We start from the raw sequence: 25,141 nt of genomic DNA on the forward strand, positions 1-25,141 counted from the left end.
ACCACCAGACAACCCATACGCACCGGGGGACACTGCGCGCGAGCGGGTACTCGCCACGATGTGGCGGCAGGGCTACGCGGCAGGCAACCCAATCCCAGAGTGACAGCGCGCCCCCATCGTCCGCGCATGAACTGGGACCTGGTGTGGACCGCGTTCGTCACCGTGACCGTTGGTGTGTTCGCCGTACTGGAGATCCGCGGGCTGAAGGCGGATCCGCGAGGCAAGAACTACGGCACACTGTCGGCCGCGCTCCGTCGGTGGCTTGGCATCGAACCGGCCAAGCCGCGCCGCTGGTGGCTCGGTTCGGTGTTCGGCGCATTCTGGCTGTGGTTCGTCGTCCACATCCTCACACCATGGCTGTGACACACAGCGTCCACAGTGAAACCATGAGTGCACTCACTGACGGCCAGCCGCCGCGTCACCAGGGCATTGCGAGCCTGCTCAAGTTCTTCGACTACGACCACCTGCCCGAGCACCTGCAGGCCACATCCAAGGCGTGTCACGACCTCGCGCATGCGATGGCGGACGAGCTTCCGAGCGGGCCGGAGCTGACCGCCGGTCTGCGGAAGTTGTTGGAGGCCAAGGACTGCTTCGTCCGCGCCGTCCTGGACTGACTCGTCGTGCGGCTCGGTGACAGCCGGGCCGCACTGTCCCGGTCATGGCACGTACCGAGATCACCAGGCAGACCCCCGTCCGGAGCGGCGCGGCGCTCGCGCTCGCCGCAGTCGACGCGAGCGCGTCGCCCAACGGCATGTTCTACAAGAGCGACGGCACCGAGCTGGTCGTCGTCAAGAACGCCGACGCGTCCAGCCACACCATGACCGTCGACATCCCGGTCACTGTGGACGGCCAGGCAGTCACCGACAAGACCGTCACCGTCGCCGCAGGCGCCACCGTCATCGCGGGACCGTATGGGCCCGAGTACCGCCAGGCGGACGGCAGCGTCTACCTCAACTTCGACAGCGCCACGTCCATGACCGTGGGCGTTCTCGCCATCTGAGTAACACCCCGATCGCAGTCTCGGCCTCATGTCTGACGGAGCACCTTCCCCCACACCGCCCGCGCCGAGCACCGACCCGCAGGGTGGCCAGCCGCCTGCGGCGGTACCTGCGCCGCCCACGCCTCCGGCCAGTGGCCAGTCTGCGACCGGCCAGCCGGGCACGCCGCCCGCCAACGACGCCGCGAAGACGTTCACGCAGACCGACCTCGATCGGATCATCAACGATCGGCTCGAAAAGCAGAAGTCCGCCATCGAAAAGTCGTTCGGCGAGAAGCTCGCCGGGATGTTCGGCACCAAACCCGAGGGCGACGGGAAGGTCACCGCCGAGCAGGTACTCGAACAAGCCAAGCAGATCACCGAGCAGGCGCAGACCCGCGCGAACACCGCGACCGCGCGCTCGTTCATCTCGGCGGCGCAGATCAAGCCGGAGCGCGTCGACACCCTCGCGGGCATGCTCGACATCCCGGCTGTGCTGAAGGACGTCGACGCGGCGAATCCGTCGGCGGTGGACGCCGCGATCCAGGCCGCGGTCAACGCCAAGGTGGCCGAGTTTCCCGAGTGGAAGGCGGGAGCGCCGCTTCCCGCAGCATCTGGCGGTGACCGGCAGAGCAACACCGGCGACGGCAAACGGCGCTACACACGGGACCAGCTCTCGAAGATGAGCCCAGACGAACTCGCCGCGGTCGCCGACGATCTTCCCCTCGCAATGGCAGAGGGGCGCCTCACCTAAACACGGACGGCCGGGCGGTTACACCGCCCGGCCACCGTCGTGCACGGAGGCAAACCCCCTCGATCACTCCATCGAGGACACGGAGGTATCCGCCCGAACTCCGCGGGCAGGAAAGAAAGCCACGCGGAGAGGAGTAACCACCGTGGCATACGACCGCATGATCCCGGAAATCTGGAGCGCTGCTCTGCTCCGGGCACTGCGCAAGACCCTGGTGTACGGCCAGGCCGGTGTGATCAACCGCAACTACGACGGTGAGATCGGCCAGGCGGGCGACACCGTTCGCATCAACAGCGTGGGTCGCCCCACCGTCAAGACCTACAGCGCGGGCACGCCGATCGTGCGCGAGCAGCTGACCGACGCGCAGCGGGTCCTCGTCGTCGATCAGCAGAAGTACTTCGCGTTCGACGTCGACGACATCAACATCCGGCAGGCGCAGGGAAACATCGTCTCCGAGACGATGAGCGAGGCCGCGTACGCGCTGGCGGACGTGGTTGACCAGTTCGTTGCGTCGCTGTACACGCAGACGATCGCGGCGAACAACCTGGGGACCATCTCGGTTCCGGTCGCCACGCCGACAGACTTCTACGACAAGGTGCTCGTGCCGCTGTCGGTGAAGCTCGACGAGGCCAACGTCCCGTCCGAAGGCCGATACTGCGTCGCTCCGCCATGGCTGCACGGCCGTGGCCTGCTCGACCCGCGGTTCATCAAGGTGAACGAGTCAGGCACTGAGCAGGGCCTGCGCAACGGCATCGTCGGTCGCGCAGCCGGATTCGACATCCTGAAGTCGAACAACTGCCCCAACCCGACCGGTGACGACTACGTCGTTCAGGCCGGGGTCGGCGCGGCCATCACGTTCGCCGAGCAGATCAACAAGACCGAGGGCTACAGGCCACACGACACCTTCTCGGACGCCGTGAAGGGCCTGGCGGTGTACGGCGCCAAGGTCATCCGCCCCGAGTGCCTGGCGGTCGCGACCGTCTCGCAGACCTGATCGGAGGATCACCCCAGTGGCACGTACCGAAGTTCCACAGTCCAAGTTCATCGGCAACGGCAACCTTGCCGATCCTGCTGGCACTGCGGTGAATCCCGGTGCCGGGAACGGGCACTACATCGCGGCGGCCCCGTCGGATCGCATGGTGCTGCGCGTGACCAACACGCACGGCTCCGCGCACCCGGTCGTGGTCAAGGCGGGTGCCTACCCGCCCGCAATCGCCGCAGGGCAGGGCGACCTCTCTGTGTCGGTCGCTGCGACCACCGGCGTGCAGTGGATCGGCCCGCTGGAAAGCGGCCGATTCATCCAGGCCGACGGGCGCATCCACGTCGACATCGAGACCGCTCACGCGGGCACGATCACGGCGTTCGTGCTGCCGAAGGCGGTGTGACCGGTGGCCGACACGATCTACCTCAAGGGCGAGGGTGGGACGGTGTGGCCGCACGACCTCCCGCTGCACGAGGCGATCGAGGACCGGTTGGTCAAGGGTCAACTCGTCCGGGTCGCCGAGGACGGCTCGCCGTTCGTTGACGAGCCAGCCGAGAAGCCGCTCACCAACAAGGAACGGCTACAGGCCGACGCGACCGCGCTCGGCCTGGACACCGGCGGCACCGTTGCCGAGCTCACCGAGCGGATCAACGCGAAGGTGGCCGAGCTGCGCAAGCAGGCCGGGGAGCTCAACATCGACACCGACGAGCTGTCACCGGCCGCGCTGCTGGCCGCGATCGACGAGAAGCTCGGCGAGTAACCAGACTGGTAGCCCCGGCCCTTGTGGCGGTCGACCTGGGGAAGGTGGGCCACAACCGGGCCGGGGCTACCTCTACACTGACCGGGGGTTGGAGGAACGCATGCCGTGGTATGCAGAGCGCGAAGACCTGCCGGACGCGTACCGGCATCACGCCGACGCCGGTAGCCAGCTGGCCGCTGTCTACGAGCGGCTCGGCTACATCGAGGTACCAGCGCCGGGCACGGAAGTGCCGGACGCGGATCCGTCGGCCGACCCTGTCGGCCCACCCCAGCCGGAGCCCGTCGACGAGCAACCGGTCGCGGCAACCGCGGGCAAGCCGAAGCGGGGCCGCAGTGCCTAGCTGGTTCACGAACCTGACCGTCGGGCAGATCTTGGCTTTCTCCCTTGGGGTCCTGCTCGTGCTCGGCCTGTTCGTCAAGCTGTGGAAGACGATTCGCCCAGTCTGGCGCGGGGTCAGGGAGTTCCTGGAGGACTGGCGCGGCGAGCCCGCCCGGCCCGGCGTGCCGGAACGCCCCGGCGTGATGACGCGGCTGCACACGATCGAAACCGACGTTGCCGAGCTCAAGCCCAAGGTGGCCGCGATCGACCACGAGGTGCACCCGAATTCAGGTGCCTCACTGCGGGACACTGTGGACTCGATCCAGGTCGAGTTGCGGGAGCACATCGCCCAACAGCAGGGGTGACACCCCAGGCGCACCGTCATTCCCATGGCCTTGGGAATCGACATCTACGACCGGTACCAGGACGTGAGCGACTGGGGAGCGCTTGGCCGTAGCGGCGTTGCGGTCGTGTACGTCAAAGGCACTGACGGCGGTGGTCTGGCCCCTGTCCGGGCGGACGGGTTCGTCGCTGGGGCGAAGTCGATCGGCAAGCCGGTCGGCCTGTACCACTACGCACAGAAGTCACCGAGCCCGGAAGCACAGGCCGACGTGCTCGTGCGGGAAGTGCGGCGTCTGGGCGCCGACGGGTTGCCCCCGGCACTCGACCTCGAAGACCCGTTCACACCTGGACCAGCGGCCCGCGAGTTCGCTCGCCGATTCCTGTTGCGTCTGCGAGAGCACGGCTACCAGCAGCCGGTGTTGTACGCCAACACGAGCATGCTCAACGGGATCCAGGCGTGGACCCTGCCCGTGCCGGGCTTGCTGGTCTGGGCGGCCGACTACGGCAGCAACGACGGCGACTACGACCAGGAAGACCGTGACCGGCTGCGCCGCCGGTATCCGCATCCCGTGTGGATGCACCAGTACAGCTCGACCGGTCGCGTACCGGGCATTCCCGGCAACGTTGACGTAAACGAGCTGTTCGCCGACATTCAGGAGGAAGACACAGTGTCCTGGACTGACAGGATCCCGTTCACCGCGCCCGACGGCAACGTCACCAACTTCACCGCCGCCGAGCGTCTGGTGTGGACCAACTACTACGCCGGGCTCATCCCCGGCTTGCACGCGAGCGTCAACGCTCTCGCTGCTGCCATGGCCGACGGCGACCTCTCACCGGACGCGGTCTTGCAGCGTGTCGACACGGCGGTTCGGGAAAGCACCGCCCAGGCCGTCACCGGCTCCGTGCTGCCTGCCCTGCGCGCAGTCGTGGCCGAGGTGCTCGGGGAGGACAACGCCGAGCAGGCCGAGGCCATTGTGTCCGCCCTGGCCGCCCGTCTGAAGCCGACCGCGTGAGGAGAACCGCAACCGTGGCAACTCATCCGACCCCGAGCGGGGCAAAGTCGCCGACGCTGCGCACGCTCGCGCAGAACGCCGCGTTGGACGCCCTCTTGGCCGTGCTGCTCGTCGTGCTACCCGCAATCCAGGCGACGGACGTCGAGTGGTGGCCGCTGCTGATCAGCGTCGGCAAGACCGCAGCCGCAACTGTCCTGACCGGCGTCCTGCACTGGGCGCGGGCACGCCGAGCAACGAGCTAGGAGCACCCTCGTGCCGCCACCCGTGGAGTGGTCGACGCGAACCGTGGTCGGATCCTGGCCGCGGTTCGGTGCTGGCGTGTCCACGGGTCGGGTCGACTTCGTGCCGACCGGTGGCCCGTGGTGGTCGGTGGCCGGTAAGACAGTGCCGCCGGAGACCATCACGGCCGAGCTCGTCGACGGCGAGATCTCGGTCGAAATCCCGACGACGGATGACCCGAGCGTGCGGCCGGCCGGTGGCACGTGGACGGTCCGCGAGAAGGTCAACGGGATCGCACGCACGCCGTACGCGATCACGGTACCGGCGGGTGACGTGCCGCTGCGCCTGGCCGACATCGCGCCGGTGTCGCCGGTCGGCGCGGTCGAGCGGGTCGTGAGATCGGTCGGTGGTATCCAGCCGAACGAGACTGGCGACGTTGAGATTCCGGAACTCAGCGGCGGGGGCACGGTCGAGTCCGTCGACGGCCGGACTGGCGCGGTGTCGCTCGGTGACCTCTACGTCGATCCAACCGAGCTCGCAACAGCTCTTGCCACCCGGGCCGCGCTCGCGCACACGCACAGCATCGCCGACGTGGTGGGCCTGGCGTCCGCGCTCGGCGCGAAGGCCGACACCGCCGTCCTTGCCGCGGTCGCCATCTCGGGCAGCTACGCCGACCTGACCGGCACCGTGCCGACCGCTGCGCTACCGCCGTTGGCCGTCAACGAGACGTCGGTTGTCGCGTCTCAAGCCGCCATGCTCGCGCTACCCGCGCAACGTGGTGACATGGCCATCCGGACCGACACCGGCCGGACCTACGTCCTCGCGGCGGACAACCCGGCAACGCTGGCGAACTGGAAGGAGGTGCTCGCTGCCGGGCAAGTCCAGTCAGTGGCGGGCCAGTCCGGCGTGGTGGTGCTTTCCCGGGCCGATGTCGGCCTGGCCAACGTGGACAACACGGCAGACACCGCCAAGCCCATCAGCACCGCGACACAGGCCGCGCTCGACGGGAAGGCGGCAACCAGCCACAACCACGCCGTTGCGGACGTCACCGGGCTGCAAACCTCCCTCAACGCCAAGGCCACCAAGCTGGTTGTCCGGCAGGCATGGATCACGTCAGGAGACGTCAGCCCTCTACCGAACACGTCGGGCACCTGGCAGATCCTCACAGGGTTCGAGCTCTCGATCCCCGCGCAGGCCGGTGACTACGTCGAGCTCGCCGTGAACGCTCTCCGGCTGGACTCCACTGGCAACTCATGGATGGACCAGGGGGTAGTGGTCGGGACGTCCGTGGTGCGGTACTTGTCCAGCGGTAGCGCCACGCCCGGATTCGAAGGCGATCCAGGCTGGACACGAGGTTCTGGTTACGCGTCCAAGTCCGCCCCCCGGGGCTTCACTGTCACGTCCGGCGATCTCGACAACGGCGCCGTCAGGTTCTGCCTGGCGGTGAAGTCCAACGGGACCGGAACCCTGAACGCCTCGACAAACTACCCGTTCTATTGGCGTGCCAGAAACTTTGGGAGCGTGGCCTAGTGATCTGGGCAACACCCGCCGAGGTGCGCGAGTACCTCCGCGAGGAACTGCCGGCCGATTACCCGGAGGAAGCACTTTCCCGGGACATCGATAAGGCTGTGCGGTCGATGGTGCCGCGCGTCCTGCGGTGGCCGACCGTCGACGACGACACCGACCGGCCCGCCGACACGCAGGTCCGCGACTACGTCATCGCGGCGGTGGCCGAACTGATCGCGTTCCGGCGCGGCCAGGACGCGGCGGCCGAGGAGCTCGGCGGCGCGGGGACGGCCGAGGTGCTCGCGGCTGGCGGGAGCATCACCGCGGGGAAGCTGTCGGTTTCCGGCGGACGCGGCGCCCGCGTCGGGCGGTACACCGCCGACCGGTTGCCGCAGGAGACCATCGACGCGTTGCTCGCCGCGGACATGATCGGCGGGAGCGTGTCGACGTGGTGAGCCTGCTGGGAGTCACCGGCACGCCGCACCGGGTCGTGCTTGAGCGGTATCTCGGAGACGACGGCGAGGGCAGGCCGAAGCACGCCGCCGCGGTCGAGCTCGACGGCCGCGTCGAGGTGATCTCGCGGCGCGTCCAACTCGACACCGGCCGAGTCGTCGCGCTGGCCGCGCTCGTGTTCCTGCCGGGCACGGTCGAGGTGGCGCCGCAAGACCGGCTGACCTACACCGCGCCGGGGCTCGCTGGCTCCGGTACGCCGCACAAGGTCGAGCTCGTCGACAGCCCGGTATGGCTCGACGGCAGGCCGATGCACCACGAGTGCGGGGTGACCTGAGTGGACGACTTCGAGGCGGTGCTCGGCGACGCCGAGAAAGCCGTACGGCGCGGCGTGATCGGCGGCGTGCGCGGCGCATGCCGGTCCCTGCTGTCCGACTCGCGCGACCTCGTGCCCTACGACCAGGGCGACCTGTCCCGGTCCGGCGCGGTCAGCATGAACACGGCCGGGTCCGAGGTCGAGGGCGCGGTCACATACGACACGCCGTACGCCGTGATCCAGCACGAGGCCGAGGATTACAGACATCAGGACGGCCGGACGTCGCACTATCTCGGCGGGCCGCTGCGAGCGAACTCGGACCGCTACATGGCGCACATTCAGGCTGAGGTGGCGAAGGAACTGCAAGGCGGGTAACACCCCGGCCCGAGTCTGAGCGCGTGTTGTCGATGGCTCTCGCGCTGCACCTGCACGCGCTCGGCCTGGTCCGTTATCCGCCGGACGCAGGCGGAGACGTTGCTGTGCCGCCGGGGTTCATCGTGGAAATGCCGTCCACACCGGACGCCTGTGTACTCATCCGCCCGCGCCCGGGGTTCCCGTCCGGGGACATGTCCGGGTACGAGCTGGCCGAGCAGCACATCGTCGTTCGCGCACGTGCGGATGCGGGCTACCGGGCTGGCTACGACCAGGCGAAGCGGATTCGTGACGCGCTGCACGGCACCGGGGAGACGGTGTGGGCAGCGGGAACCGAGCATGAGGTGCCGATCGCCTGGTGCAACGCGAGCGATGCAGAGCCGGTGTGGCTCGGCCGTGACGAACAGAACCGGCCTATGTGGTCGGTGTCCATCCAAACCGAGGCACTGATCACCATGGAGGTCTAACCGTGCCTACCCCCATCAAGAAGAGGATCGCGAGGTTCAAGCGCCTCGAAGTCAACACCGGTACAGATGAATCTCCGAACTGGACGCTCGTTCGCGGTCTGAACAAGATCGGCCTGTCGGTCGAGCCGAACGAGGTCGACTCGTCCGACTTCGACAGTGAGGGCTGGGACGGTTCGTCGACGACGCATCGCAAGTGGTCCGTCGCTGTCGAAGGATTCGAGGGCTACACCGGGGCGGACAACGCCCAGGTGGACGATCCGGGGCAGGCGTTCCTCAAGGCCAAGGGAATCCTGACCGGTCCGGAGGCACAGGTTCAGGTGCGGATGTACCGCACGGACACCAACAAGGGCTACACCGGCCGGGCCAACGCGAACTGGAGCGGCGCAGACGAGGACGTCAAGGCGCTCACGCCGTTCGCCTGCCCGCTGACCGGCGACGGCCCGCTCACCCCGTACACGCACACCCCCTGACGGAGACTGACCGTGACCACCTTTCCCCAAATCGCACGGTTCGAAGCTGAGGTTGCAGGCACTACGCTCGATCTTCCGTTGCGCGGTACGGTGTACAGCTTCCCCGTGGCGCTCTCGTTCGAGCTCGGCCGCAAGATGCGCGTGTTGCAGTCCGAAATTCGCCGGTTCGAGCGCGCGAAGAAGACGGACAGCGAGTACACGGTCAAGGACACCGATCGCGAGTGGATCACCGAAACCGAGCTGCACGAGGTCTATCTTCAGCTGATCGGTGAGCCGATGATGGAGCGGCTCAAGGCCGACGGCGTGACGTGGCCTGAAGTACTCCACATCGGAGAGACCCTGTTCGCTTTCCATCAGGTCGGTCTGGAGGCCGCGCTGCTCGTGTGGCAACTGGCCGACGGCGATTCGATCGAGGGTGATGCAAGCCCCCCGGCCGATCCGCCGAAGACCACCTCAAGGTCTCCTCGGCGGACGACATCCCAGAGTACATCGACGAAGAAGAAGCGCAGCGCTACCAACGCTCGTCGCTCGAATGGCACGACATCCTCGACGCGTGGGACCTGATCGAGGCCGACGTGCACCGCGAGTACGGCGTTGACCTGTCGGACCCGAGCGCCGGAAAGCGGTACACCTGGCGGTGGTTCGAGGTCCGGCTGTTCGGCCTGTCGGCGGACTCGCGGACGTGGCGAAAGCTCACGGGTGACCGTGGGAAGTCCGAACCAGAGACGAGCATTGAGGATCTCGATCGGGAACTCGGTATCACCAGGGAGTGACACCCGCGCGCGAGCGTGTGCAGCGTGGCCCTCAAGACTGGTGAGATCCGTGCACTGATCACGGGTGACTACACCAGTTTCAAGCGCGCCACCACAGCGGCCAAGCGCGAGGCCAAGGACACCCGAGACGAGCTGTCCAAGCCCATCACGCTGTCCGGCAACGCGAAGCCGCTCCTCACGGTCCTTGGCGGGCTGCCTGCAGCCGCGGCTGTCGCGGGCGCTGGTATGGCTGCTGGTCTGGCCGCACCGGCTTTGGTGATCGCGGGTATTGGCGCTGCTGCGCTGGCCAGCAACGAGCAGGTACGCACCGCGTTCTCAGGCATGGCCGAACATGTCTCGACGAGCGTCCGGTCCGCGGCCGAGCCGATGGTGCCGTACCTGGTCGGGATCGCGAACCGAATCGAGCAGCGGTTCAACAAACTGCGTCCACAGATGGAATCCGCATTCCGTGATGCCGGTCCTCTGGTGGGCACGTTCGCTGACGGGTTGCTGGACTTCGCCGAGAACGCGATGCCAGGGGCAACCGCTGCGGTCCAGAAGGGACAACCGGCCTTCGACGGACTGCGTTCGTTCCTTGCGCAGTCCGGCCGTGGCGTGTCCGAGATGATGCTCGAATGGGCTGATTCCTCCGATACCGCCGGTGCTGCGCTCGATGATCTCGGCGGCGTGGTTCAGGATGCGCTGCGGTTCATCGGGCGGCTAACGTCCCTGGTGGCCGACGAGTTCGGGCCTGCGTTCGACGACGTCAAGGGCATCTTCGGCGATGCTGAGGACGCGATCATGGACGTTGCGGGGGGAACGCTGCCCCTGCTCGGGTCCGCGGTCGACGTGGCGCTCGATGGATTGGGCGCGCTGCTTGGTGTTGTTGCTGCGGTTGCTGAAGGATTCGGTGATCTGCCCGCACCGATGCAGGCCGCGCTCCTTGGGGTTATCGCGTGGCGTGCCATGCAGTCCAGCCTCATCGGTGAACACGCCAGTCTAGGTGAGCGTCTTGCTCAGCCTTGGCGGCAGTTCGGCGACGAGGTTAAGCTGCAGACGGCTTTGGCGGCTGCCAGTGGCCATACGAATCTTGGTTCCCTCGCGGCGAGCATGGCTGTGGTTGAGTCGCGGGTGCCTTTCATTCACCGCATGGCTGAGGCGTACCGCAATGCCTCTCAGTCGGTGGTGGAGTACGTGCAGTCGCATCGCGGTGTCGCGGAGTCGGTGGGTGCAGTCGATCACGCGGCAGGGGCGGTTACTCGTCTCGGTGGCGCTGCAGTGGGTACCGCTGCCGCGCTCGGGTCGGGGTTGAGGTCTGCGGCGGCCGGTTTGGTTGGTGTCCTCGGTGGGCCGTGGGGTGTGGCGCTCGCCGCGGGGGCGGCACTGCTCGGTTTGTGGGCGTCCAAACAACAGGAGGCCGCCGCACGGCAACGGGAGTCGGCGCAGGCGGCCAGCGCGTACGCCCGTGCGCTGCGTGAGTCCAACGGCGTCATCACGGCATCGATCCGCCAGCAGGCAGCCGACAACGCCGAGAAGCGCGGCGCACTGAAGACAGCCGAGGAACTGGGTCTGTCGCTCTCCGAGGTGACCAGTGCCGTGCTTGGAGAAGGCGCCGCGTTGGACAGCCTGCGTGCGCGACTGCAGGACACCATCAAGGCGCATACCGAGCAAGTTGCGATCACCGAGGGTGCCAAGTCCGGCATCACCAAGTACAAGGAGCAGCTGGACCCGACCGGTGAGAGGGCGAAAGCTCTGCTGGACATCATCAACGTGCTGAACGGCGAGTGGGCGGCAGGGACGTCGGAAGCTCGACGGATGGCCGAGGCAACCGGTGAAGCCTCGTCCGCATTGTCGCAGGCACCAGCCGCTACCGGCCCGATGGCCGAAGCCCTGAAGAAGCTCAGCGATGAGAGCGCCTCCGCCGAGGACAAGATCAGCGCGCTCAAGTCCGCGCTCGACGAACTCGCCGGACGGCGACACACCGTCGAGGAAGCGAACCAGGGCGTCAACGACACCCTGCGCGACATGAAAGACGCGTTCAAAGCCGCGGCCGACGAGGCAAAGACACACAAGACCGGACTACTCGACTCGACCGGCGCTATCAACACGGTGACGGCGGCAGGGTCCGCGTTGCAGGACAAGGTGATGCAGCTGTCCGATGCGTACCGCCAGCAGTACAGCGCGGTGTTTGAAGCCGCGCAAGCGCAGGGTAAGAGCTTGCCAGAAGCGGCAGCGGCTGCTGCCGCGGCTTCGGCCGGCACCCGTGAAGCCTTGATCAAAACCGCACAGCAGTTCGTTGGTACCAGGGAGAAAGCCGAGGAACTTGCGGCCCGTTACGACCTGTTGCCGACGGCTGCCTCAACGGCGATCCTGCAGCCGGGTATGGAAGCCTCGATCAGTTCGGCCGGCATCTTGCGTGACAAGGTAATTGCGGTTCCGGACAGTAAGACCATCATCGTGAGTTCGACGACTCCGCAGCAAATCGCGCTGTTGGAGAACATGGGTTTCAAGGTGCAGACCTTGCCGTCCGGTCACGTGGTGATCACGTCGAATGCTTCGTCGGTCAACGCAGAAATTAACCAGCTGACGGAGACACGCCGGATGTCGATCCTGATCGATTACCGGACGAGCGGTATCCCGAACGCGGCGAAGCTGGCCAAGGACGCGGTCGAGCGCGCTTCCGGCGGTGTAATGGAGTATTACGCCGCAGGCGGGATGCGGTCGATGTCGGCAAGTCACGCGGACATTGTCGGCTCGTACCGGCGTACCGGCGTCAAGCGGATCATCGGTGACAACGCGGTCGCCGATGAGAGCTTCATCCCGTTGCAGCGCAACAATGCGCGTGCACAGCTTATCTTGGACGAGACTCTCCGACGGATGCGTCCGGAGCTGTTCCAGCGGCCGATGGTCGACGCGCCGTGGTCAGGTGGCGCGTGGGGTATCGGCACGCTCGACGGCAACCGGGCGGGGTCGTCCTCGCGTACCACCACGATCACGATTAACGGGCACAGCAGCAACGACATCGTGCGGCGGCTCGACGAGGAGCGCAGGCGGGAGGAGTTGCTCTATGGCGCGTGAGCTGACGTGGTTCGGTGGCGATGGCTGGTCGCAGATCATCAACGACCGCGCGCAGGGCTACCGTGTCCACAAGGGCGTGACTGGGCTCGGCAAGCCTCCGAGGTCGATCGTGTCGGAGACCTCGCCGCTGATCGACGGCGAGGACATCACCGACGAGTGGGACGACCCGCGAACCATCCTGCTGCCCATGACCGTGTGGGGGCCGAACAACGCCGTGTTTCTGTCGCGCCTGCGAGCTCTCGCGCTGTCGCTCAAGACTCCGGGCGAGCTTGAGCTCGCACAGGCGGACGGTCGGCGTCGCCGGATCCGTGCGCACTACGCGGGCGGCCTGGAGGGCGACGAGTCGAGAGATCTGGGCGGAGACACGACGTGGTGCCGGTTCGCGCTCAGCCTGCGTTGTCCGGATCCGTACTGGTTCGATCCGACCCCGGTCACACCGCGGTGGTCGTACTCGTCCGCGGGCACGTTCCTCGGGGATCCGTTCTTTCCGCTGAGGATCGGCTCGTCGCAGGTACTCGGCCCGGCCACGGTCAACAACGCTGGTGACGTGCCGAGCTGGCCGGAGTGGACAATCACGCCGCCTAACAGCGACTTGACCCTGCTCGATCGCGACACCGGGAGCTCCCTCGCTCTGTCTGGGGCCATCCCGGCCGGCCGATCGTTGCAGATCATCACGGAGCCCGGCGACCGGCAGAACATCATCTTGTCGGACGGTACCGACTGGTGGGACCACTTGACCGGCACGCCCGTGTTCTGGCCGATTCGACCTGGAACGAGCAATGTGTCGGTCTTGCTCAGCGGCGCCGCGGCAGGGTCGGAAGTGGCGCTTTCGTTCCGGCCTCGCTACGAATCGGCCTGGTGACTCATGACGGTACCTACGGTGTGGCTGATTCGGCCTAACGGCACGATCGCGGGCACGCTGCCATACACCCGGCTGTCAGCCGTCGAGCGGTACGTCGACGTTGGTACATGGCTGGTGGACTGCCCGCTGACGACTCGAACGGCCGCCGCGGCTACCTCGGTTGGCGGGTGGCGCGTCGCCATCATGGACGGCACCAGGACGCTGATGGCCGGGCCGGTCGAGCACGCGGAGATCGAACTCGGCCGCGATGAGACGAGCGGTCGTAAGGTTGCCAAGCTGCGGTACTCCGGCGTGGACGACATGGTGTGGCTCGCTGCCCGGCAGGCGTGGCCAGTACCGGCCAACGCGGTCACTGCGCAGACGGTCGGGTATGACGTCCGGACCGGTGTGGCGTCGACGGTCATCGGCGACTACGTCATCGCCAACGCAGGCGTGTCGGCGCAGGTCGAACGGCGGGTGCCTGGGTTGATCCTCGATCCGCTCGCCGTGCCAGTCGGCGAAGACGTGTACGGCCGTGCCCGATTCCAGCCGTTGTTGGAGCTCGTGCAGGACATCAGCGTTGCTGGGGGTGTCGGTGTCCGTGTGCTGTCTGGGATGGGAGCGGAGAAGCGCCTACAGGTGTACACGCCGCGTGATTTGCGCGGTCCCGCGCGTTTCGGGCTGATGCTGAGGAACCTTCGGCGGGTGCGGTGGTCGACGACGGCGCCGCAGGCTACGACCATCATCGGCGGTGGCCGCGGGGAAGAGGAAGCCCGCGACTTTATCGCGGTGACCAACGCGGGCGAAGAGACTGCGTGGGGTCGCCGTGAGGGGTTTTACGACTACCGCAGTGCGTCCGACGCGGACGGCAACGCTGAGTTGACGTCCGGCGCGTCCAAGCGGCTGGCCGAAACCGGGGCAACCCGTCAGGTCGAGCTGGCGCCGGTCGACTCCAGCCGGATGCAGTACGGGCGGGACTACGGGCTCGGTGACCGGGTGACGGTCGACGTCTACGCCGGAGTGACCCTCGACTCGATCATCCGCGAGGTGGAGACGACCGTCGAGCGGGCCGACAGCAAGCCGACCCGGACCGTGGTGACGCGGGTGGGCGACATCGGTACCGGCCGAGACAAGTCGAGCGCAGGACGGGTGATCAAGAATGCCACGCTGCGGATGTCGAACTTGGAGCGGCGGTGACACCCTGCGCTCAGCCTTAGGTTGTGGCGGAGGCAAGTTACCCGTTCGAATCGGGCGCGGGCACGCTGGTTGATGAGGCGCGTTGGCGCAAGATCATGCGTAACGCCGTGGCAACCGGCGTCATCGGGGCGTCCACTCGGGACAGTGCGGACACGAGCCTGAAAGTCACGCTCGGATCCGGGCTTACGATGAACATGGCCGACGGCCAGGCACTCATCGACGGCATCGGCTACGAAGCAACCGCGGGGCCGCTGCCGAAGACGGCTAGCGCCAACGGGAACACGAACCCACGGATCGACCGGTTCATCCTCAAACTCGACGCGGGCACGCCGAACAGCATCGTGGCGACGATCAAGCAGGGCACCCCCGCGGCGTCACCGACGCCGCCCTCGCTGACCGTCGATCCCGCCGCTGGCGTGGTGGAGGTGCCGCTCGCTCGCGCGACGTGTCCGGGGAGCGGATCCGCCCAGAACTACCACTCGCTCGTCGACGAGCGCATGTTCGTCGGTAGCGCTGTGGTGGTCGGTGGCGCGCCGGATCCGGGGGCGTGGCATCAGTTCCGCGCAGGTGATCTGCTGTACACGCCGGACACGCGGCTGATGGTCTGGGACGGCTCGGCGTTGAAGGGCGTTCGCAGCGACCAGTACGCAGGCGTCATCCCGGCCGGCGAGTCCGGCACCGAGTCGGTGACCGGTGGCAATGAAGCGACTTACGCCTCGATCACGGTGCCCAATCTGGGCTACCCGTACAAGATCTCATTCGCGGCACACCTGCACATGGCGGGGCTGGTGGCTGGCGGCTACGTTCAGGGTTTCATCCGGCAGGACGGGGAAACGGCCGGCACGATCCTGGCAAGCGGTTCTGAGGTTTGCGACGCGTCCAACCTGGACACGCCGCTGAGCCTGCCGACGACGAAACCGGTTACCATCGCCGCCGGAGCCGCGCACACGTGGTGGTTTCGGGTGAAGCCCTCCACGACCAGTAGCTTCGTTTGGGGTACCACCGACAACTGGTTCAGCGCACAACTCACACCGGTGTGGTGACCGCGGCCCCCGCCATGTACACGACGGGGGCCGACGTTAACCCGTCAGCTGTTTGTCTTGTGCCCGAACAGCTTGGATACCTGATGATCTCCACGGAAGATCAATGCTGGCCCGGTCGGGTCTTTGGAGTCGCGGACGGCGATAGCGCCGTCAACGAGAGCGACTTCAACGCACTGACCTCCGTTGCCTCCGCTTCTGCTGGACTTGCGCCAACGCGCGTTTCCCAGGTCCGGGGCCATCCCGCACCCCTTTCTATCTCACAGTTCCCGCCTCACAGTATCGACCAGGCGGTGTGAGTCCGTCGGAGACAGAGCGCGTTCGACCAGGTGATTCCACACGGTCACGTACTGCTGGCGCTGCTCGTCGTCTGGTCGATCGAGCAGCGCAGCGGAGCTGAGTTCTTCCAGGTAGACGACGTCGGTCGGCTCGGCGTCGCGTTCACCCTCATCCGGGAACCGCAGTAAGGAGAACGGGAAGCCGCTGGCGGCGTGGGCACCGGCTGAGAAAGGCATGATCTGGATCGTGACGTGCGGGAGTTCTCCCAGCTCCAGGATGTGTTGGAGCTGTGCGCGCATCACGTCAGGCCCGCCGACCGCGGTCCGGATGACGCCCTCGGTCATCACAGCCCACAGCTGACAAGGCTTCTCCGCAGTGATGGTCGCTTGTTGCCGCGCGATTCGTGCTTCGACCAGGCGATCGACGTCCGGTGGGTTGTGCAGCGGACTGGCAACGATCAGAGCACGCGCGTAGTTCGGCGTCTGCGCAAGTCCGGTGACGAGTTCGCTGTCGTAGGTCCGGATCTCGGAGGCGGCCTCTTCCAGCCCGACGTATCGCCGAAACCACTCCGGCATAGCCTTGCCGAAGGTGGTCCGCGGGCGACGCTGCCGAGTCTCTCGGCCAAGGGCTTCGAGCGCTTCGCGTTCGGCACCTGCCACGCTGTAGAGGTCGAGAAGGAGCGTCAACTCGGCTGCTCGGACTCCGACTTGGCCGTGTTCAATGCGGCTGATCTTGGACGGTGAGCACTCGATCACTTCCGCCGCATCTTCGCGGGATGCTCCAGCCTGGTCGCGCAACTTGGCGAGTGCCAGGCCGAGCTGGCGTTTCGGCATCGTCGGGTTGATCGGCTTCGCCATTCCCTGTCCTCCGCGAGTCGGCTTCGGGGTAAGTCTGCACTACGGAGAGTCGTACAGCTTTCGCTCGATTGGTGCATTTGCAATCTGCACGTGCAGGTTTACCGTGAGTGTTACCGGCTCCGCCGGTGGGGCCGCCCCAGGGCACTCACAGTTCCCTTCCCCCGTCCCTGGGGTGGGCCTCAAGATCGAGGTCCGGGAGATCCACATGGCGAACCAGCCACGAGATGGCCGTTCGTGTCGGTTCGCACCCTCAAGTCAGGCGGGTGGTGCCGATGACCCCGACTCGGTACCGCCCGCCGTCCAGCGCTACGGGTGGCGATGCGACTTCTTCCGGCCCAACCTCGCGCATCTCGTCAACCTCACCGGCCGGCCGCGTCTGGCTGGCGGTCGCCGCTGGGCGTTCGCCGTCGATGACAAGACAGCGGACATCGACCAACCTGAGATCCCAGACCAGACGTCCCGGTGTCCGGACTGCCGGATCTGGGCGGCGAGCCACGGCTACGGGGACAGCGGCGCAGGGTGGCCATCATGACCGGCCTGTGGCATGAGTGCTCTTGTGGGTGCGAGCTGTGGCATCGGGTCGTCAATAGGCGGGTGGTGTGCCCGCATCCCAGTTTCGGCGCCGAGCTGCTCGACCGACCTGGAGTGCTGTTCGTCCTGACTCCGTCGGCGATCTGCGCTGCGTGTCTGTACGAGCTCGTAGACGCGCTGAACGCTGCGTCGGCTGCTGCCCAGCGGCGGGCGGCGGCCGGCAAGGAGGCCGCTGTCGCTGCGATGACCGAATCTCTGCGCGAGGTGCACGACGAGCTCGAGGTCGCCGACGCAATCGGCGTGATGATGTCCGAAGGGGGCGCGGTGTGGGCACACGAGTCATGATCGACTGGGCTGCGGTAGCCGCCAGCGTTGACGACTGGTCGCACTCCTGTCACTGCGGCTGCGGACGTCGGCACCCAGACCTCACCGGTCCCGATTGCGCTATCGCGTGGATCATCGAGGGCACTGGCCACAACGCGGACCTGTGGTGTGAGGCCGTCAGCGCGGCTTGGCCTCCTGAGGTGTGGGACATGGTCGCCGAGGGCTCTCCGGTGTGGGAGCACGAACCGTGAGTGAGCGAGCGCGAGCTGCGCGCCGACTGGCCAGCCTCCTAACCGGGGACTCCGGCGTACACGTGGCTGTGCAGTACGACCGGACCACCCGGCGATACGTCGTCGTCTGGGAGGACGGCCCGCCGCTGGCCACCATGTACGCCATGGCGCTGGAGCACGAATACAGCGTCCCGCTGCTCGATGTGGACGCCATGGACTGGCGTCGAACAGACCGGCTGCGACCCCATCAACCAGGAAGATCATGAGCACCCAGCCCTGCGGGACCTGCGACGGTAACGGCAAGATCTACGACTGGACCCGGTCAGGCGACCCCTGCCCCGAGTGCGACGGGCGCGGCTTCACGTTCGCCGGCAAAGTCCACATGAAGGCCTACAACGTGAAGCAGAACAGCGGGTGCTCGATCTCGCTGTTGGGTCTGGCGGCCGGCACGTGGGAGCTCGTCTATGCCGCGGCAGAGCTCGTTTCGATGGTGACCCGGTCCTGATCAGGCACCGCGACGTCTCGCCGTGGCGCTCTTGGCGGCCAGGCTCAGCATGTGCGCCTTGCGGGCGGACAGTGCCCGCTGCCGTCGCTCCTCCGCCGGAAGGACGCCGTCCGGGTCGACCTGCCTCTCGAACCGTTCCAGAAGTGCGGCGGCGCCTTTGCGGGCCTTCTCGCCGCGGTCGCTTGTGGTTGCCCATGAGGCGTGCGCTGCGATGCGTGCCCGCAGGGAGCGCTGCTCCGGGGTCATGGAGGTGTAGACGTCGGTCATGCCCCGGAGCGTGCGGCCCGCTTGTTACCTGAGTCGGTCGCCGACCCTCAGGCGCCGGGCGGTTTCGATGGCGCGTTCGTCCGCTTCGGACTCAGCGTAGTGCTCGACCATCGCGTCGGTGGTCCAGCCGAAGATCCTCTTCATGTCCTCCTTGCTGGCTCCGGCCTTCTTGTACGCGTGGGCAGCGGCGTGACGGCCCAGGTGCGCGTGCACATTGCGGCCGATCTCCACGTCGATGCCGAGCGCCTTGCCACGTCGACGCAGCATGAGCTTGATCCCGTTGGGTGTCAGTGGCCCTTTGCCCTTCTCGGACAGCCATAGCCGTTGGTGGTCAGCCCATCTGTCGTTCGCACGGACGCGTAGGTACCTGGATAGGGCCTGACCGGTTTTCGCGCCGAACGGAACGGCGCGGGGCTTGTTGCCCTTGCCGATCACCTGTGCAACGTCGAGATCGAAGTCGAGGTCGTCGACGTTGAGGAACGCCACCTCTGACAGGCGTGGTCCGCTGTCGGCGAGTAGCCGGATGATCGCGTGGTCTCGACGTGAGATGAAGTCGCGCCCCTTGCAGCTGTCGAGCAGCCGCTCCCAAACGTCGTCCTTGACGACTGGCACGGGCGTCGGCGGGATCTCGGGTGGCTTCATCGTGGCCATGGGGTGGTTGTCGATCTCTTGTTCGATGACCAGCCACTTGAACCACTGCTGAAGGTGGCGGTACCGGGTGTTGGCTGTGCTGGGCGCCCGCGTGTCGAGCAGATGTCCGATCCACTCGCGGATCATGGTGGTGGTGATGTGTGCTGGCTCGTCGGGTGGCTCGGGTAGTTCGTCGAGCCATGCCGCGAACAGCCGGGCGGACTCGTCGTAGTTGCCGATCGTCCGCGAGCTCTTGTTGTCGGCTTTAAGCCCGCGTCGCCACTCGCGCAGGAGCGGGTACCAGCGATGGTCTGTCTCCATACTCAGGACTCCACAATGAGGGTGTCACCGAGCGGCCCGCTAACGACTGCCTGACGCTTACTGCACTGTTTGTGCTGGTCGTGGGCGCAGCAGGGTTCGAACCTGCGACCCCCTCCTTGTAAGGGAGGCAGGCCGTGAGCGGCCCGCTATCTTGTCGTTTCCCAGGATACCGGGCAGCGCAACATGTGAAATGAGGGTGTCGCCAAACGATCATGTATCGCCCACTAGACGTAGCCGCGGCCACATCGGATAGATGCGCGCTCCGTCGGCCGTCACCGACTCGCCGTCGCCGAAGGCCTCCATCCCGAAGCCTGGGTCACCTCTGCTTGACAACTCCCGAAGCCCATCGGCAAGACCGGCGAACCACTGGTCAATAGGAAGCGTGACGTCGATGTGGATGGTCGCGGTGTCCTGGTCGACGATCACCGCTCCCGGCATGCCAGGAGTAGTGGGCACGATGTGGACGGCGCCGACACCGGTTACGGCGGCATGCAGATGGGTGAGCAGCCCCAGAAGATCCGTCATGTGGCGGACATCGCTCTGAGTTAGGTAGGACGTTATCAATCGTGCATTCGAACACTCGTTTGGATCAACTTCCGCGAACCAGGTTGCACGATGATCTACTGAGGTGAAGGATCTCGCCCCCACCTTTTTGCCGCTAAGGGCCGGTCTTGCGGTCAGGTTTCGGCTCGCGCCTGCCGATGACGGTGTACCGCTCGGGGTGCGCCTCGATCTCTTCAGCGGTGGGTGGGGCGCCGGCCGCCAGTCTGCGGCGGAGCTCTTCGAGGAGCCGCTCGTGGGGGACGCCGGTCAGGTCAACATTCTCGTACGCGAAATCTTGTGCCAGTTCGATTTCGATGTCGGCCATCTGGAACGCCATGTCCACTGTGATGCCGACCGCGCGCGCCGCGTTGGCGACGGTTTCAGGCCGAGGGGCGATGTCGAAGCGGATGCCCTTGCGGAGCTCGTAACCTCGTTCGAGGTTTCTCCACATTGTGTCGCTCATGCCTGCGCGGCGGGCCGCTTCCCTGGTTGCCATGCCCCGCTTGAGCCGTTCGGCTCGTAGCGCGTCCCCCAGCGGCCACTCCATGTGGTCACTCATACCCACATGATGACCCGCAAAGCACTGCAAAGTCTACAGGTGCGGCCCGCTTTGTGACGCTTTGCATCCAATTGGATGCAAAGCCGGGTCTCCAGTAACGAGATAGCGCCGAGCAATTCGATCTACCGCTTTGCACTGCTTTGCACTACGCTTTGCGACATGACCTTCTCCACCTTCGCGCAGCGGCTCACGGAGATGCGCGAACGCGCCGAGCTCACCGCCTCCGAGCTCGCCGCTCGATCGGGTGTGTCGCTGCCGTACCTGTCGCAGCTGGAAAGCGGGAAGCGCACGAACCCGCGAATGCCGATCCGCCGGGCACTCGCCCAGGCGCTCGGAGTGACGGCGGCCGACCTGCCCACGTCCGACACGACCACGGACGAGCAGTGACCACCACGAGCGAGAGCCCCGCACACCTGGCCGGGCAGCGGGGCTCTCGGGAGACACAACCACACCCCCACCAAGAGGTGCAGTCGATGACCACAGCCTACGACATCCCTGTCCCCGAACTGGTTCAGGCGCTCATGTCGCCGTCGATCGAGGTTTCGATCTGGCCGGTGCCGGGATTGCAGTGCGAGTACTGCGCCGAGGTCGGCGCGATCACCACGGTGCGGGTCATGGCGGTGTGCCCGCGGCGGGATGTGTTCCAGCCGATCGACGACCAGCTCGTCTGTGGCTTGTGCGCGCCGGACGTGATCGACCGCGTGATCGAGGAGCACGACCCGCGTTCCGGGCGTCTGCCGCTGGTCGAGGTGACCGACTGATGGGCCGCGTTTCGAAGTGGCTTTCCGACAAGGCGAGTGACGCCGTGTTCGGCAAGCAGGAGCGCATCAACCACGAGCTCACCACGGGCGCCGAGCAGCTGCTCAAGGACAACGCGCCCAACAACCCCCAGAACCCGAAGGACGGAAAGAAATGAGCACGCCCAGCACCGAGCTCGCGACGACAGCGCAGGCGCCGCGCAAGGCGCCGATTGCGCTCGGCGGCCGACAGAACGACTTCGACACCGCCTACCGGCTGGCGAAGAACCTCGCTGTGTCGAGCCTCATCCCGAAAGACCTGCGCGGGAAGCCGTCCGACGTGCTCGTGATCCTGATGTACGGGCAGGAACTCGGCCTCGCCCCGATGCAGGCCATGCAGGGCGTGTACGTCGTCAACGGCCGCCCGTCCCTCGCCGGGCAGACCTGGTTGGCGTTGGCACGCAAGGCCGGGCACCGCATCACCGTGCTGGAGAACGACGCCCAGCACGCCACGGTCAAGGTCACGCGCGGCGACACAGGTGAGGAGCACACCGAGACGTACACGATCGACCAGGCCAAGCGCGCCGGTTTGACGAAAAAGGACATCTGGCAGAACCACCCCGAGCGCATGCTCATGTGGCGCGCCACCGGTCGCGCGTGCACGTTCCTGTGTCCGGAGATTGCTCTCGGCTTCACCGACGCCGAACCCGGCGAGCTCGACCCGGAAGGGCCGACGCTGGCAACCGCGGTTGCCGAGCGCACCGACCGGCAACGGTCCGAACGGGACGAGGCGCTCGTCGAGCAGGTGCGCGAGGACCACCAGGCGCTCGCGCAGGACGAGGCCGCGATGCTCGCCGAGCTCGACCAGATGGACCGGCAGCACACGGGGTCGAACGACGGCGAGCCGGTCGACGCGGACCTCGTCGACGAGCCGGACGCGCTGTTCGGCCAGCCGCCCGCCGCCGAGCAGCAGCGGGAACGACTGTGAGCGCGGACGGGTGGACGTTCGAGTCCACGATCACCGACCCGAACGGCGTGCGGGTAACCGTGACCGTGAGCGTTCCTCTCGAACGCGCATGGAAAGACGTTGGCGAGTCCGCCGAGCTCGCACAAATGGCCGCGTCTCGCGCACAGGCGATGCTGCGTGATAGCCGTGAACGGGCGCCGTTCTGATGACCACGCCCGAAGTCGAGCGGACGACCGCGGACCTGTTGCTGGAGTGGGACCGTTCGCGGCCCCGCTCCCGGCAACGGGAACTCGGGTGGTCCGAGGTCGGCGGGTGCAAACGGCGAGCAGGGTACCGGCTCGCCGGGACCGAACCGTCCAATCCCGGCGGCAGCCTCCAGGCCGTCATGGGCACCGCGATACACGATGCCGTGCAACAGCGGCTCGCCGAGACCGCCGGGCCGGATGACCTCGTTGAGCACCCGGTGGTGTTCGCCGGGATCCCGGGCCACCTCGATCGGTACGAGGCCGACACCGGAGACCTGATCGACGTCAAGACCACAACGTCCCTATGGCTCAAGCACATCAAGCTGCACGGGCCGGATAAGCCGCACCTGTGGCAGACGGCCGGGTACTGCGCGGCGCTGCTACAGCAGGGCGTCAAGGTCCGGCGGATCGTCATCGACTACATCGCCCGCGACACCGGAGAGCTGTACCGGTGGACCGGTCGATTCGAGATACGGCACGTGCGGGACGCGTTGGCATGGCTCGAATCCGTACGCGGCGTCGAACCGGAGATGCTGAACCGCGACTACGCGCCCGACTCAGCGTTCTGCGGGCACTGTCCATTCCAGAAGATCTGTTGGGACGGCGCCACGCCGGACCGCAACCCGCGATCGGTGCTGTACGTCGAAGACCCGGACGCCCGCGCATGGGCGCAAAAGCTGTGGGATGCGCGCGACGAGAAAGCCGCGGCCAAGGAACGAGAGGGTGAAGCCAAGGGAGCGCTCGACGCGCTCCGCCCCAACGAGGCCGGTACGTCGTCCATTCTCGACGTGGGCCTCGACGGCCACGGACTCGTGTGGCAGGTCAGCACCTCGTACCTTCTCGACCACGAGCTCGTCGAGAAGGACTACGCCAAGGCCGACGCGAAACCGCCGCGCAAGCCGAGCACGAGCACCAAGTTGGTGTTCGTGCCCCTCCCGGGCACCGAGTCATGAGCGCGCGGTGCCCGTCGGGCAAACGCCAGTTCCGGACCGAGGAAGCCGCCGATGCCGCGCTGACCTCAATCTGGTCCCGTCCGTGGCCCGGCGGGCGCCGCCTCGAAACCCGCTACTACCAGTGCCCTGACTGCGCGCAGTGGCACCTGACATCACAACCCCTACGGCCGCAAAGGATCGCATCGTGACCGCAACGCAGGTGGGTGGGCTCGAAGTCATCGCCGACGAGCCCACCCCATCCCCGATCAAGTCCCGTGACGGCGCCGCCGTCCTGTGGACGCAGACCCGCACGCTGCTGCTCGGAGACGGCAGCACGGTCTACGGCTGCCAGCACTGCGACTACACCAGCCCGAACGTCAACGCCATCCGTCCGCACCTACAGGCGCACAACTCGCGACGCGGCAAGAAGACGACCACCGCACCGACCGGCGACCTGACCCTCGCCGAACTGGTCGCCCGCCTGGCCGAGCTGGACAAGGTCACCGCGGCACTGGACGAGTGGAGAACCCGCGCGCTGAAGGCTGAAAAGGCCCTCCGCACTCTGCGAAACCTGCTGGGAGACAGGACATGACCACCAAACAGCGGACGGCCGTGCACTTCTTTATCGAGGACGGGTTCCTCGTACGCGGCACGCTGGACCCGCACAAGGCCCTCGCCCTGGCCCTCGACGACGGCGACCCGTACCAGTTCGGCTACGCATGCGAGATGGCAGCGCGGCCGGAATACGAAACCGAGCAGCCAACTGTCGACGAGGTTCGAGACCTCGGAGACCTCATGCACACGTACCTCAGTGGCGCGAAACCCGGCTTGTACCGGATCGTCCCGGCCCCACCCGGCGACGACGAATACAGCTGGGTCATGCACCCCGTCGACGAGCGCGGCCGAGGTGTGTTCGAAGGAGTGGTGTTCTATGGCTGACCAGCTCACGTTGGCCCTCACCGACCGGCACGCCGGACAGCAGGCCAACCTCGCCGCGTCGACGACCGGGCACCGCGACCACCGGGACGTGGTCGAGCTCGCCGTCACCGTCTGCGCCCGCAACGGCCGCCCGTTCACCGCCGACGACGTGCACCGGCTCGTCGCCCGCGAACTCAGCGCACCGTACGACCACAACCTCGTCTCATCGGTCATGGGCGTGTGGGCACACGCCGGCCGGATCGTCGAGGAGCCCCTGCGCGCCACCGCGTCCCGGCAACGGTCCCGCCGAGCCTCGCGTAACAGGTGGTGGTCCGGCGTCCGAGGTGGCACCGCGGACCCACCATCACCCCGTGCCCCACACCAGTGATCCACCAGGCCGCGCCCAGGCTCCACCGGGCGCGGCCCGCTACTTCGGGAGCACACCC

The 25,141-nt window shown here is 66.8% G+C and carries 41 protein-coding genes; 35 read left to right on the forward strand and 6 right to left on the reverse strand.

Annotated elements, in window-relative coordinates:
• Positions 1 to 126: 126 nt before the first annotated feature.
• The 23 genes from AOZ06_RS12730 (at position 127) to AOZ06_RS12840 (ending at position 15,853) form a co-directional block, all read left to right on the forward strand.
• A complete protein-coding gene (locus AOZ06_RS12730) occupies positions 127 to 363 on the forward strand; it encodes a hypothetical protein (RefSeq protein ID WP_054289622.1) in 237 nt (78 codons plus the stop codon).
• 23 nt (positions 364 to 386) lie between these two features.
• The gene (locus AOZ06_RS12735; protein ID WP_054296615.1) at positions 387 to 614 is read left to right on the forward strand and encodes a hypothetical protein; all 228 of its coding nucleotides are present in this window, start codon (positions 387 to 389) and stop codon (positions 612 to 614) included.
• A 44-nt stretch (positions 615 to 658) separates the two neighbouring features.
• On the forward strand, positions 659 to 1,000 hold the full coding sequence (locus tag AOZ06_RS12740) for a hypothetical protein (RefSeq protein ID WP_054289623.1): 342 nt from the start codon (positions 659 to 661) through the stop codon (positions 998 to 1,000).
• 28 nt (positions 1,001 to 1,028) lie between these two features.
• Entirely contained in the window at positions 1,029 to 1,730 is a 702-nt protein-coding gene (locus AOZ06_RS12745; protein WP_054289624.1) for a capsid assembly scaffolding protein Gp46 family protein, read from the forward strand.
• A gap of 142 nt (positions 1,731 to 1,872) precedes the next feature.
• Positions 1,873 to 2,721 carry a phage major capsid protein gene (locus AOZ06_RS12750; RefSeq protein WP_218921981.1) on the forward strand — a complete coding sequence of 283 codons (849 nt, stop codon included), beginning with the start codon at positions 1,873 to 1,875 and terminating at the stop codon, positions 2,719 to 2,721.
• Positions 2,722 to 2,737: 16 nt separating this feature from the next.
• Entirely contained in the window at positions 2,738 to 3,112 is a 375-nt protein-coding gene (locus AOZ06_RS12755) for a hypothetical protein (protein ID WP_054289626.1), read from the forward strand.
• 3 nt (positions 3,113 to 3,115) lie between these two features.
• The gene (locus tag AOZ06_RS12760) at positions 3,116 to 3,469 is read left to right on the forward strand and encodes a hypothetical protein (protein ID WP_054289627.1); all 354 of its coding nucleotides are present in this window, start codon (positions 3,116 to 3,118) and stop codon (positions 3,467 to 3,469) included.
• 100 nt (positions 3,470 to 3,569) lie between these two features.
• Complete coding sequence (locus AOZ06_RS12765) at positions 3,570 to 3,809, forward strand: hypothetical protein (protein ID WP_054289628.1); 240 nt, start codon at positions 3,570 to 3,572, stop codon at positions 3,807 to 3,809.
• Entirely contained in the window at positions 3,802 to 4,152 is a 351-nt protein-coding gene (locus AOZ06_RS12770) for a hypothetical protein (protein ID WP_054289629.1), read from the forward strand. Before AOZ06_RS12765 ends, AOZ06_RS12770 begins: the two co-directional genes overlap by 8 nt.
• A gap of 24 nt (positions 4,153 to 4,176) precedes the next feature.
• Positions 4,177 to 5,142: a glycoside hydrolase family 25 protein gene (locus AOZ06_RS12775; protein WP_054289630.1), complete on the forward strand. Its 966-nt coding sequence runs from the start codon at positions 4,177 to 4,179 to the stop codon at positions 5,140 to 5,142.
• A 14-nt stretch (positions 5,143 to 5,156) separates the two neighbouring features.
• Entirely contained in the window at positions 5,157 to 5,384 is a 228-nt protein-coding gene (locus AOZ06_RS12780; protein WP_054289631.1) for a hypothetical protein, read from the forward strand.
• 76 nt (positions 5,385 to 5,460) lie between these two features.
• Entirely contained in the window at positions 5,461 to 6,891 is a 1,431-nt protein-coding gene (locus AOZ06_RS56175) for a hypothetical protein (protein WP_169798911.1), read from the forward strand.
• Positions 6,891 to 7,322: a hypothetical protein gene (locus tag AOZ06_RS12790; RefSeq protein ID WP_054289633.1), complete on the forward strand. Its 432-nt coding sequence runs from the start codon at positions 6,891 to 6,893 to the stop codon at positions 7,320 to 7,322. The genes AOZ06_RS56175 and AOZ06_RS12790 overlap by 1 nt, the downstream gene beginning before the upstream one ends.
• A complete protein-coding gene (locus AOZ06_RS12795; protein WP_054289634.1) occupies positions 7,316 to 7,654 on the forward strand; it encodes a hypothetical protein in 339 nt (112 codons plus the stop codon). The genes AOZ06_RS12790 and AOZ06_RS12795 overlap by 7 nt, the downstream gene beginning before the upstream one ends.
• Positions 7,655 to 8,008 carry a hypothetical protein gene (locus AOZ06_RS12800; RefSeq protein ID WP_054289635.1) on the forward strand — a complete coding sequence of 118 codons (354 nt, stop codon included), beginning with the start codon at positions 7,655 to 7,657 and terminating at the stop codon, positions 8,006 to 8,008. It begins immediately after the preceding gene.
• 32 nt (positions 8,009 to 8,040) lie between these two features.
• Positions 8,041 to 8,472, forward strand: coding sequence for a minor capsid protein (locus tag AOZ06_RS12805; RefSeq protein WP_225955422.1), 432 nt, complete (start codon positions 8,041 to 8,043; stop codon positions 8,470 to 8,472).
• A 2-nt stretch (positions 8,473 to 8,474) separates the two neighbouring features.
• Positions 8,475 to 8,942, forward strand: coding sequence for a phage tail tube protein (locus AOZ06_RS12810; RefSeq protein WP_054289637.1), 468 nt, complete (start codon positions 8,475 to 8,477; stop codon positions 8,940 to 8,942).
• Between the two features lie 12 nt (positions 8,943 to 8,954).
• The gene (locus AOZ06_RS12815; RefSeq protein WP_157232994.1) at positions 8,955 to 9,506 is read left to right on the forward strand and encodes a DUF7426 family protein; all 552 of its coding nucleotides are present in this window, start codon (positions 8,955 to 8,957) and stop codon (positions 9,504 to 9,506) included.
• Positions 9,507 to 9,517: 11 nt separating this feature from the next.
• Complete coding sequence (locus tag AOZ06_RS58330; protein ID WP_179950821.1) at positions 9,518 to 9,715, forward strand: hypothetical protein; 198 nt, start codon at positions 9,518 to 9,520, stop codon at positions 9,713 to 9,715.
• Positions 9,716 to 9,739: 24 nt separating this feature from the next.
• Positions 9,740 to 12,772, forward strand: a complete 3,033-nt coding sequence (locus AOZ06_RS57715; RefSeq protein ID WP_054289639.1) for a hypothetical protein — start codon at positions 9,740 to 9,742, stop codon at positions 12,770 to 12,772.
• Positions 12,762 to 13,634 carry a phage distal tail protein gene (locus tag AOZ06_RS12830; protein WP_054289640.1) on the forward strand — a complete coding sequence of 291 codons (873 nt, stop codon included), beginning with the start codon at positions 12,762 to 12,764 and terminating at the stop codon, positions 13,632 to 13,634. The genes AOZ06_RS57715 and AOZ06_RS12830 overlap by 11 nt, the downstream gene beginning before the upstream one ends.
• Before the next feature lie 3 nt (positions 13,635 to 13,637).
• A complete protein-coding gene (locus AOZ06_RS12835; protein WP_083471655.1) occupies positions 13,638 to 14,810 on the forward strand; it encodes a siphovirus ReqiPepy6 Gp37-like family protein in 1,173 nt (390 codons plus the stop codon).
• 23 nt (positions 14,811 to 14,833) lie between these two features.
• The gene (locus tag AOZ06_RS12840) at positions 14,834 to 15,853 is read left to right on the forward strand and encodes a hypothetical protein (RefSeq protein WP_054289642.1); all 1,020 of its coding nucleotides are present in this window, start codon (positions 14,834 to 14,836) and stop codon (positions 15,851 to 15,853) included.
• Positions 15,854 to 15,897: 44 nt separating this feature from the next.
• On the opposite strand, the gene AOZ06_RS53795 is transcribed toward AOZ06_RS12840, so the two are convergent.
• On the reverse strand, positions 15,898 to 16,092 hold the full coding sequence (locus tag AOZ06_RS53795) for a DUF397 domain-containing protein (RefSeq protein ID WP_083471656.1): 195 nt from the start codon (positions 16,090 to 16,092) through the stop codon (positions 15,898 to 15,900).
• Positions 16,093 to 16,110: 18 nt separating this feature from the next.
• The gene (locus tag AOZ06_RS12845; protein ID WP_054289643.1) at positions 16,111 to 16,986 is read right to left on the reverse strand and encodes a helix-turn-helix domain-containing protein; all 876 of its coding nucleotides are present in this window, start codon (positions 16,984 to 16,986) and stop codon (positions 16,111 to 16,113) included.
• A gap of 528 nt (positions 16,987 to 17,514) precedes the next feature.
• On the opposite strand from AOZ06_RS12845, the gene AOZ06_RS12855 reads away from it, so the two are divergent.
• The 3 genes from AOZ06_RS12855 to AOZ06_RS12865 all read left to right on the forward strand — a co-directional run bounded on the left by AOZ06_RS12855 (position 17,515) and on the right by AOZ06_RS12865 (position 18,576).
• Positions 17,515 to 17,862 (forward strand): hypothetical protein, encoded by a 348-nt coding sequence (locus tag AOZ06_RS12855; protein WP_157232995.1) that lies wholly within the window; start codon positions 17,515 to 17,517, stop codon positions 17,860 to 17,862.
• Between the two features lie 226 nt (positions 17,863 to 18,088).
• The gene (locus tag AOZ06_RS56180) at positions 18,089 to 18,337 is read left to right on the forward strand and encodes a hypothetical protein (RefSeq protein ID WP_157232996.1); all 249 of its coding nucleotides are present in this window, start codon (positions 18,089 to 18,091) and stop codon (positions 18,335 to 18,337) included.
• Positions 18,334 to 18,576 carry a hypothetical protein gene (locus AOZ06_RS12865; protein ID WP_054289647.1) on the forward strand — a complete coding sequence of 81 codons (243 nt, stop codon included), beginning with the start codon at positions 18,334 to 18,336 and terminating at the stop codon, positions 18,574 to 18,576. Before AOZ06_RS56180 ends, AOZ06_RS12865 begins: the two co-directional genes overlap by 4 nt.
• Here the strand turns inward: AOZ06_RS12865 and AOZ06_RS12870 are convergent, their stop codons facing one another.
• The 4 genes from AOZ06_RS12870 to AOZ06_RS12890 form a co-directional block, all read right to left on the reverse strand.
• On the reverse strand, positions 18,577 to 18,843 hold the full coding sequence (locus AOZ06_RS12870; protein WP_225954839.1) for a hypothetical protein: 267 nt from the start codon (positions 18,841 to 18,843) through the stop codon (positions 18,577 to 18,579).
• 24 nt (positions 18,844 to 18,867) lie between these two features.
• Positions 18,868 to 19,794, reverse strand: a complete 927-nt coding sequence (locus AOZ06_RS12875) for a site-specific integrase (protein ID WP_054289648.1) — start codon at positions 19,792 to 19,794, stop codon at positions 18,868 to 18,870.
• Positions 19,795 to 20,004: 210 nt separating this feature from the next.
• Complete coding sequence (locus AOZ06_RS12885; RefSeq protein WP_054289593.1) at positions 20,005 to 20,319, reverse strand: hypothetical protein; 315 nt, start codon at positions 20,317 to 20,319, stop codon at positions 20,005 to 20,007.
• A 133-nt stretch (positions 20,320 to 20,452) separates the two neighbouring features.
• Positions 20,453 to 20,896 carry a helix-turn-helix domain-containing protein gene (locus AOZ06_RS12890; protein ID WP_083471650.1) on the reverse strand — a complete coding sequence of 148 codons (444 nt, stop codon included), beginning with the start codon at positions 20,894 to 20,896 and terminating at the stop codon, positions 20,453 to 20,455.
• Positions 20,897 to 21,055: 159 nt separating this feature from the next.
• Here AOZ06_RS12890 and AOZ06_RS53800 point away from each other — a divergent pair, with 159 nt between their 5' ends.
• The 9 genes from AOZ06_RS53800 to AOZ06_RS12930 all read left to right on the forward strand — a co-directional run bounded on the left by AOZ06_RS53800 (position 21,056) and on the right by AOZ06_RS12930 (position 25,083).
• Positions 21,056 to 21,283 carry a helix-turn-helix domain-containing protein gene (locus AOZ06_RS53800; RefSeq protein WP_169798909.1) on the forward strand — a complete coding sequence of 76 codons (228 nt, stop codon included), beginning with the start codon at positions 21,056 to 21,058 and terminating at the stop codon, positions 21,281 to 21,283.
• An 86-nt stretch (positions 21,284 to 21,369) separates the two neighbouring features.
• Positions 21,370 to 21,657, forward strand: coding sequence for a hypothetical protein (locus tag AOZ06_RS12900; RefSeq protein ID WP_157232990.1), 288 nt, complete (start codon positions 21,370 to 21,372; stop codon positions 21,655 to 21,657).
• A complete protein-coding gene (locus AOZ06_RS56185; RefSeq protein ID WP_157232991.1) occupies positions 21,657 to 21,812 on the forward strand; it encodes a hypothetical protein in 156 nt (51 codons plus the stop codon). Before AOZ06_RS12900 ends, AOZ06_RS56185 begins: the two co-directional genes overlap by 1 nt.
• Entirely contained in the window at positions 21,809 to 22,621 is an 813-nt protein-coding gene (locus AOZ06_RS12905) for a recombinase family protein (protein WP_054289597.1), read from the forward strand. The genes AOZ06_RS56185 and AOZ06_RS12905 overlap by 4 nt, the downstream gene beginning before the upstream one ends.
• Positions 22,618 to 22,806, forward strand: coding sequence for a hypothetical protein (locus tag AOZ06_RS12910; protein WP_054289598.1), 189 nt, complete (start codon positions 22,618 to 22,620; stop codon positions 22,804 to 22,806). Before AOZ06_RS12905 ends, AOZ06_RS12910 begins: the two co-directional genes overlap by 4 nt.
• Positions 22,806 to 23,798: a CRISPR-associated protein Cas4 gene (locus AOZ06_RS12915; protein WP_054289599.1), complete on the forward strand. Its 993-nt coding sequence runs from the start codon at positions 22,806 to 22,808 to the stop codon at positions 23,796 to 23,798. Before AOZ06_RS12910 ends, AOZ06_RS12915 begins: the two co-directional genes overlap by 1 nt.
• 184 nt (positions 23,799 to 23,982) lie before the next feature.
• Positions 23,983 to 24,369 carry a hypothetical protein gene (locus AOZ06_RS12920; RefSeq protein WP_225954840.1) on the forward strand — a complete coding sequence of 129 codons (387 nt, stop codon included), beginning with the start codon at positions 23,983 to 23,985 and terminating at the stop codon, positions 24,367 to 24,369.
• Positions 24,366 to 24,716 (forward strand): hypothetical protein, encoded by a 351-nt coding sequence (locus tag AOZ06_RS12925; protein ID WP_054289600.1) that lies wholly within the window; start codon positions 24,366 to 24,368, stop codon positions 24,714 to 24,716. Before AOZ06_RS12920 ends, AOZ06_RS12925 begins: the two co-directional genes overlap by 4 nt.
• Entirely contained in the window at positions 24,709 to 25,083 is a 375-nt protein-coding gene (locus tag AOZ06_RS12930; RefSeq protein ID WP_054289601.1) for a hypothetical protein, read from the forward strand. Before AOZ06_RS12925 ends, AOZ06_RS12930 begins: the two co-directional genes overlap by 8 nt.
• The last annotated feature ends 58 nt before the right edge of the window (positions 25,084 to 25,141 follow it).

Origin of the sequence: Kibdelosporangium phytohabitans, from assembly GCF_001302585.1 — a bacterium.
Lineage (GTDB): Bacteria > Actinomycetota > Actinomycetes > Mycobacteriales > Pseudonocardiaceae > Kibdelosporangium > Kibdelosporangium phytohabitans.